Raw genomic sequence first — 6,856 nt, 5'->3', positions numbered from 1 at the left:
GGGGTGAACAGCTCGTCCTGAGCCGCCTCCCGGGCCGCGAGCAGCGCGCCGCGGAGCACCGCGGCGCCGCCCAGCCGCCCGGCCCTGACCTCGGTGCGCAACGGGGACATCGTGGCGAGCCGCTCCTCGACCCGGGCCGCGAGCGCGTCGCCGCCCGCGTGGCCGACCTCGCCCGCGAGCAGCACACAGCCCGGGTCGAGGATCGAGGCGATGGCGGCGGCACCCAGCGCGAGGCGTTCGGCGAGGGCGTCCAGGAACGTTTCGCCGTCCCCCTCCCCCGCCAGCGCGGCCCGTACGGCGAACGCGGCACCCGGCTCCTTGTCCCCGTCGGCCGTGTCCGAGGGCACCACGATGCCGTGGGCGGCGGCCAGTTCACAGACCGCGACAGAGCCCACCAATGAGTGAAACCCGCCGTCACAGTTGACGGCCGAGGGGATGCCGGTCGTGCCGGGCACCGGCAGGAAGCCGATCTCGCCCGCACCGCCGGAGGCCCCGCGCCGGAGCTTCCCGTCCAGCATGACGGCCGCGCCGACACCGTTGCCGAGCCAGAACAGGACGAAGGTGTCGCGGTCACGGGCCGCGCCGCTGCGATGTTCGGCGACGGCGGCAAGATTGGTCTCGTTCTCCACCAGCACGGTGGCGGGCAGCCGCTGCTGGAGCACCCGGACCAGCCGCCGGTGCCAGGCGGGCAGTCCGGAGGTGTCGCGCAGTTCGCCGGTGACCGGGTCGATCAGACCGGGCGCGCCGACGCCGACACTGTGCAGCGGGGCGGCCCCCGCCTCGCGCGCGGTGCGCTCCAGCAGCGCGGCGGCCCGTTCCGCGGCGGACTCGGTGTCGGTGTCGCTGCCGATGGGCAGCGTGGCCTCGGCGAGCGTGGCGCCGAGGAGATCGGCGACGACCACGGCGACGCTGCCGGTGCGCACGTCGAGCGCGGCGAGGTGCGCACGGTCGGCGGCGATCCCGTACAGGCGGGCGTTGGGGCCGCGGCGCTCGGCGCCCGCCTCACCGACCACCCTGATCAGACCGGCTCCCTGAAGCCGTTCGACGAGGTCGGCGACGGTGGGCCGGGAGAGACCGGTCAGGGTCTTCAGCTGCGTGGCCGTCAACGGGCCGTCCTGCTGGAGCAGTCGCAGGGCGAGCCGGTCGTTGATGGCCCGGGCGGTGCTCGGTGATGCGGGCATGCCGGGATCCTTCCAGATCACTGCCGCACGGGATGAAGGGACGGACTGAGTAGACCCACTATTTATCAGGCAGGGTTCCTGATAGTTTACCCCGGCACCGTGAAGGCGGGCGCCGGGGTCGCCGGCGACAGAGGATTCCCAAAGGGAGGGCACGGCGGTATGACAACGGATTCCACAGTGGCGGTCTTCGGCATGGAGCAGGTGAGGCGGGCCAGGTTCGCCGTCGCCGCGGTCTTCACCGTGCACGGCGCGGTGACCGGCAGCTTCGCCACCCGGGTGCCCTGGATCCAGGACCACGCCGGGGTCAGTGCCGGACAGCTCGGTCTGGCCCTCGCCTTCCCCGCGATCGGCGCCTCGCTGTCGATGCCGCTGGCCGGCGCGATCAGCCATCGCTTCGGCGCCCGGACCGCACTGCGCGGGCTGCTGGCCCTGTGGACTCTGGCGCTGATCCTGCCCGCGCTGGCCCCCAACCTGCTGACGCTGTGCGCGGCGCTCTTCGTGTACGGGGCATCGGCCGGCATGTCGGACGTGGCGATGAACGCCCTCGGTGTGGAGGTGGAGAACCGTCTCGACAAGTCGATCATGTCCGGGCTGCACGGGATGTGGAGCGTGGGCGCCCTGATCGGTTCGGCCGCGGGCACGGTGGCCGCGCATCTGGGCGCCGATGCCCGGCTGCACCACTCCATCGCCGCGCTCGTCCTCACCGCGCTGGGCCTGATCGCCTGCCGGGGCGTACTGGATCTGCGCAGCGAGCCCGGCGAGGAGCCGCCGCCGCGCTTCGCGCTGCCGCCGAAGTCCGCGCTGATCATCGGCGCGGTGGGCTTCTGCGCGGTGTTCGCCGAGGGGGCCAGCCTGGACTGGTCGGCGGTCTATCTGCGGGACATCATGGACACCTCCGCCGGGCTCGCCGCGGCGTCCACGACGGCGTTCGCGCTCACCATGGCGGTCGCCCGGATCGTCGGCGACAAGGTCGTCGACCGCTTCGGCGCGGTCCGGACCGTACGGGTGGGCGGCGTCCTCGCGACGGTCGGCGGGCTGCTCGTGGTCGCGTCACCCGACGCGGTACTGGCGATGTGCGGTTTCGGGCTCCTCGGCCTCGGTGTCGCCGTGGTCGTCCCGCTCGCCTTCGCGGCGGCCGGGCGCAGCGGCCCGAACCCGAGTCAGGCGATCGCGGGCGTGGCCACCATCACGTACACCTCCGGGCTCATCGCCCCGTCCGCGATCGGCTCGCTGGCCGAGGCGACGTCGCTGGTCGTCTCGTTCGGCCTGGTGACGGTGCTGGCGTTCGGCCTGGTACTGGGGGCCGGGGTGCTGCGGGCGGGCGACCGCAGGGCCGTGTCGCCCTCGGCCACCGGCGCTCCGAGCCCGGCGGCGGCCGAGCCGCGCCCCTGAGCCGTGGGCTGTGCGGGGCGCGGGTCCCCGGCCCGCACACCGGCGGTGCTCCCCCGTCCGCGGCCCGGCCGCGGAGGCGCCGCGATTCGGCATTATCATGTCGCTGATCATTTCTGCGGTGAGCACCATGCCGGGCGAGGCACTGGACCCCGTATCTACACACAGGGAGCGACCATGGGCCTCGGCGTGCGCTGGACCTTGCACGGCGACGGGAAGACCCCCGCACCGGGGGCGGTGGTCCGGCCGGACGAACGGCTCTCCTGGCCCCGTACGTTCGGACTCGGCGCCCAGCACGTGGTCGCGATGTTCGGTGCGTCGTTCGTCGCTCCGGTACTCATGGGCCTGGACCCGAACCTGGCGATCATGATGTCGGGTGTCGCGACGGCCATCTTCCTGCTGGCCACGCGCGGCCAGGTGCCCAGCTACCTCGGCTGTTCGCTCTCCTTCGTCGGGGTCGCCGCGACGATCCGGGCGAGCGGCGGGTCCAGCGCCGTGGTCACCGGTGCGGTCTTCGTCGTCGGTGTGGTGCTCTTCCTCGCCGGTCTCGCGGTGCAGAGGTTCGGCGCCCGGATCATCCACGCGGCGATGCCGCCGGTGGTCACCGGCGCCGTCGTCATGCTGATCGGCTTCAACCTGGCCCCGGTGACCGCGTCGACGTACTGGCCGCAGGACCAGTGGACGGCGCTGCTGGTGATGCTGTTCACCGGACTGGCCGTGGTGTGCCTGCGCGGATTCTTCTCGCGTATCGCGATCTTCCTGGGGCTGGTCTTCGGGTACGTGCTGTCCTGGGTCCTCGACCTGGTCTTCGGCAAGATCCACTCCCCGGTGGGCGGAGCCCAGGCCGTCGATCACTGGCGGCTCGACCTGTCGGGTGTCGCCAAGGCCGACTGGATCGGACTCCCGTCCTTCCACGCGCCGAGCTTCGAGTGGTCGGCGATCCTGGTCGCCCTGCCCGTGGTCATCGCGCTGATCGCCGAGAACGCCGGGCATGTGAAGGCCGTCGGCGAGATGACCGGCGCCTCGCTGGACGACAAGCTGGGCACCGCGATCGCCGCCGACGGCGCCGCGTCGATGCTGTCGACCGCGGTGGGCGGCCCGCCGAACACCACGTACTCCGAGAACATCGGCGTCATGGCCGCGACCCGCGTCTACTCCACCGCCGCGTACTGGGCCGCCGCCTGCTTCGCCCTGCTCTTCGGCCTCTGCCCCAAGTTCGGCGCGGTCGTCGCCGCCATCCCGGGCGGTGTGCTCGGCGGTATCACCGTCATCCTGTACGGCATGATCGGCCTCCTCGGCGCCCAGATCTGGCTGCACGCCAAGGTCGATCTGCGCAATCCGCTGAACCTGGTCCCGGCCGCCGCGGGCATCATCATCGGGGTCGGCGGAGTCAGCCTGAAGATCACCGACACCTTCCAGCTGAGCGGTATCGCGCTGGGCACCATCGTGGTGATCACCGGCTACCACGTACTGCGCGCCTTCGCCCCGGCACACCTCAAGACCCAGGAGCCCCTGCTGGATTCGGGGACGTCGGCGTACGACGAACAGGATCCGGCGGACAAGGCGTAGGCCCTGGAACGGGCCCGCGAGGCGGCCTGGTCGGCGACCCGGGTGCTGTGGCGGCTGCGCGATGTGCCGCTGCTCGCCGAGGAGTTCAGGAAGCGGATGGGCGCCGGGGCGGGTCTGGTGGGGCGCTGTCTGCTCATTCCCTGCCGCTGACAGCGCCCCGGACTCAGAAGCAGTCGCCGTACCAGTGGACCGCACCGGGCGCCGTGACCGTGGCCCGGACGGATTCGGCGGTGGCGTGCAGCGGGCGCGCCATGCCCACGTGCTCCTCCACCGACCGGGGGTCCGCCAACAGCGCCGGCAGCGCCGCCCTGACCTCGGGGCCGTCGGGAATCCGGACCCGGGCCCGGCTCAGCCCCGCGCCCCGGCCCCGTGCACCGACGGCGGCGAACAGCTCGCCCAGGCACTCGGGCACGCCCGCGAACTCGCGCACCTCCACGTACTCGCCCACCTGCTGGGCCACGATCCAGCCGGCCAACGCCCCCGACGCGGGGTCCTCGGCCACGAGCGACCGCTCGACCGGGCCGTACCAGGCCGGCACTCGCACCGACCAGTCCTCGGGCGCCCGCAACGAGCTGAGCGGCCTGTTCGCGTTGTACGCGTGGTGCAGGGCGGCCACTTCCACGGCGTCCCGCGCGGTGGCCTCGCGGACTCGGAACGCCCCGGACGCGCCGGGGCCGGCCAGCGTCCCCTCGGTGTACGTACTGCCGAACTCCTGCCATCCCGAGCCCCGATAGACCCCGGGCGTGCCGGTGAACAGCAGGGACCAGGCGCACTGTTCGGCCGTCATGGTGCGCTCCGCCGCCGCCAGCAGCCGCCGCACCAGCCCCTGCCCCCGGGCCTCGGGACGGGTGGCGACGCTACCGATGCCGCCGACCCGCTGCGGGGTGCCGTGCGCGTCGCGGATCAGCCGGGGTACGTAGACGACGACCGCGTCGATGCCGCCTTCCGGACCGTTCTGCGCGACGAACGTGTGCCGGTGGCGGTCCGGGTCGAGGGCGTGCAGGGCGGCGATGTGCGGGGCGTCGAAGCACCGTTGCCACAGGGCGGCCAGGGCCGGATCGTCGGCCGCGGTCGCGGTCCGTATGACGGCGGTCACAGGGTCAGGTTCCCGTCCGTGCGTACCGAGTCACCGTTCGCGGGCATCGCGCTGCGTTTCGTACCGTCCTCCACGCACGCGGTGTGCAGAACCGAGGCCAGGGCGTCCGGGGCGAGGTGGAGCGTGCCGCCGGTGAAGCGGCTGCCGGTGGCCGCGTAGTTGTTCGTGCCGTCGGTGATGCGCACATGGGCGGTGTCCGGTGTGGAGGCGGCGCTGCTGAGCGCGGTGATGTCCCAGGTCACCTTTCCCGGGCCGGCCGCCCGGCCGAGCAGCGCCTTGGTCTTGTTGCTGCCGGTGAGGCGGGTACCGCCGGTGACGGTGAGCCGCTGGTCGCGTACGGCGCTGAGTTCGATGCCGGTGTTCTCGTAGGTGCCGCCGTCGATCCGCAGGTCCGCCGAGCCGACGGAGAGCGGGGCGGCGTTCTCGGCGCCGGTGACGGTGCAGTCGGTGAAGTGGACGGGTCCCGCACCGCGCAGGATCGCACCGTCGACGCCCTTGAAGGTGCAGCGTATGAAGTGGACGGGAGCGGTGACCGGGGTCTGGACGAGGACGGCTCCCGCGGGCGGCTCGAAGGAGCAGTCGCTGATCGTGGTCGGCCGGGTGGAGCGGGCGGAGCGCTGGGCGACCGCGAAGGTCTTGGCGGTGCAGCCGCGGACCTGGGCTCCGTCGGCGTTGACGGTGAGGGTGCCGGCCTGGTCGAAGGTGGGGCGCGCGATCACCGTGATGTCTTCGAGGGTCAGATCGGTGATCTTGGTGTTGGCGGTGAACCAGGAGCAGACATGTCGGCGTACGGTGATGCGCTTCGCGGAAATGCCCCACTGAGCACCGGAGTTGGCTATGTCCATCAGTCCGGAATTGCCATCGAAGAGCAGGTCGTGCTCGTACTGCCCGTGAGTCGTGAAGGGGTTGCCGCCCGCGTCGTCGCCGTCGCCGTGGCAGTTCACGACGGTGCAGTAGGCGGAGGCGGTGAGGTCGTTGAGATGGCGGACGTTGCTGGTCGTGCAGTCCGCGACCCGTCCGTACAGGCAGTAGATCTGCTGGGTGAGATAGCCCGCGCCGCCGTACTCGACGGTGGGCGGGTTCTTCAGCGAGCAGTCCTCGGTACGGAAGCGGGTGCACCAGCGGCGCATGATGACCGGCCAGAAGGAGCCGGTGGCGTGGATTCCGGAGACGTCGCAGCCGACGGCGTACTCGAAGCTGACGGGGTGGGAGCCGGTGTACTCGTCGGGGCCGGCGCCCTCGAAGACCATGTTGCGGACGTGGGCGTTGTGGACCGGTTCGATGCGGGTCCAGGTCAGGTTGCGGCCCGCGGCGAGTTCCCAGCCGTTGAGGTAGCCGATCCGGATGTGGCCCGCGTCGATGATCTCGGTGATCTCGACCAGCTTCTGCAGCTCGCGTTCGTCACCGCCGCCGCCCGCGACCGGGTCGACCTGTACGGCCCACCACTGGCCGACCTCGAACGCCTTGGCGTCGGGGACCGGAAAGGTGTCGGTGAGTTCGATGACCTTGCCGGAGAGCACGTGCTTGACGGTGGTGTCGGTGGGGGTGCCGCGGAAGGAGAGGACGGCGCCGAAGGGGTTGTCGTGGGTGTTCTTCTCGATGCCTTCGGTGCGTATGCGGT

5 protein-coding genes and 1 pseudogene are annotated in these 6,856 nt (G+C 71.9%); 3 read left to right on the top strand and 3 right to left on the bottom strand.

The features are described 5' to 3' along the window. Nucleotides 1-1,181: ROK family protein (locus ACFU8Q_RS37550; RefSeq protein WP_384463453.1), on the bottom strand; the 1,181-nt coding region annotated here is incomplete at its 3' end. A 159-nt stretch (nt 1,182-1,340) separates the two neighbouring features. Between ACFU8Q_RS37550 and ACFU8Q_RS37545 the strand changes: the two genes are divergently transcribed. From ACFU8Q_RS37545 to ACFU8Q_RS37535, 3 genes and pseudogenes are all read left to right on the top strand, one after another. After that, nucleotides 1,341-2,573 carry an MFS transporter gene (locus tag ACFU8Q_RS37545; RefSeq protein ID WP_384463450.1) on the top strand — a complete coding sequence of 411 codons (1,233 nt, stop codon included), beginning with the start codon at nt 1,341-1,343 and terminating at the stop codon, nt 2,571-2,573. Between the two features lie 174 nt (nt 2,574-2,747). Further along, nucleotides 2,748-4,139: a uracil-xanthine permease family protein gene (locus tag ACFU8Q_RS37540; RefSeq protein ID WP_384463447.1), complete on the top strand. Its 1,392-nt coding sequence runs from the start codon at nt 2,748-2,750 to the stop codon at nt 4,137-4,139. Continuing rightward, a pseudogene (locus ACFU8Q_RS37535) lies at nt 4,140-4,289 on the top strand (DUF5995 family protein); the annotation flags it as partial. It abuts the gene before it with no gap. A 13-nt stretch (nt 4,290-4,302) separates the two neighbouring features. On the opposite strand, the gene ACFU8Q_RS37530 reads toward ACFU8Q_RS37535, so the two are convergent. Together ACFU8Q_RS37530 and ACFU8Q_RS37525 are read right to left on the bottom strand one after the other, a co-directional pair. Continuing rightward, the gene (locus ACFU8Q_RS37530) at nt 4,303-5,235 is read right to left on the bottom strand and encodes a GNAT family N-acetyltransferase (protein ID WP_384463444.1); all 933 of its coding nucleotides are present in this window, start codon (nt 5,233-5,235) and stop codon (nt 4,303-4,305) included. Beyond that, on the bottom strand, nt 5,232-6,856 hold a 1,625-nt coding region (locus ACFU8Q_RS37525; RefSeq protein WP_384463441.1), incomplete at its 5' end, for a peptidase C14. The genes ACFU8Q_RS37525 and ACFU8Q_RS37530, both read right to left, overlap by 4 nt.

It is taken from the genome of Streptomyces sp. NPDC057543, from assembly GCF_042801895.1.
In the GTDB taxonomy this organism is placed as follows: Bacteria; Actinomycetota; Actinomycetes; order Streptomycetales; family Streptomycetaceae; genus Streptomyces.
The sequence above is the reverse complement of the archived record's forward strand: the minus strand, read 5'-3'. Positions and strand labels throughout refer to the sequence as shown.

What these genes read in the sequence shown, in the direction of transcription:
- ACFU8Q_RS37545 (WP_384463450.1), top strand. Translation starts at nt 1,341, where the DNA reads ATGACAACGGATTCCACAGTGGCGGTCTTCGGCATGGAGCAGGTGAGG.
- ACFU8Q_RS37540 (WP_384463447.1), top strand. Translation starts at nt 2,748, where the DNA reads ATGGGCCTCGGCGTGCGCTGGACCTTGCACGGCGACGGGAAGACCCCC.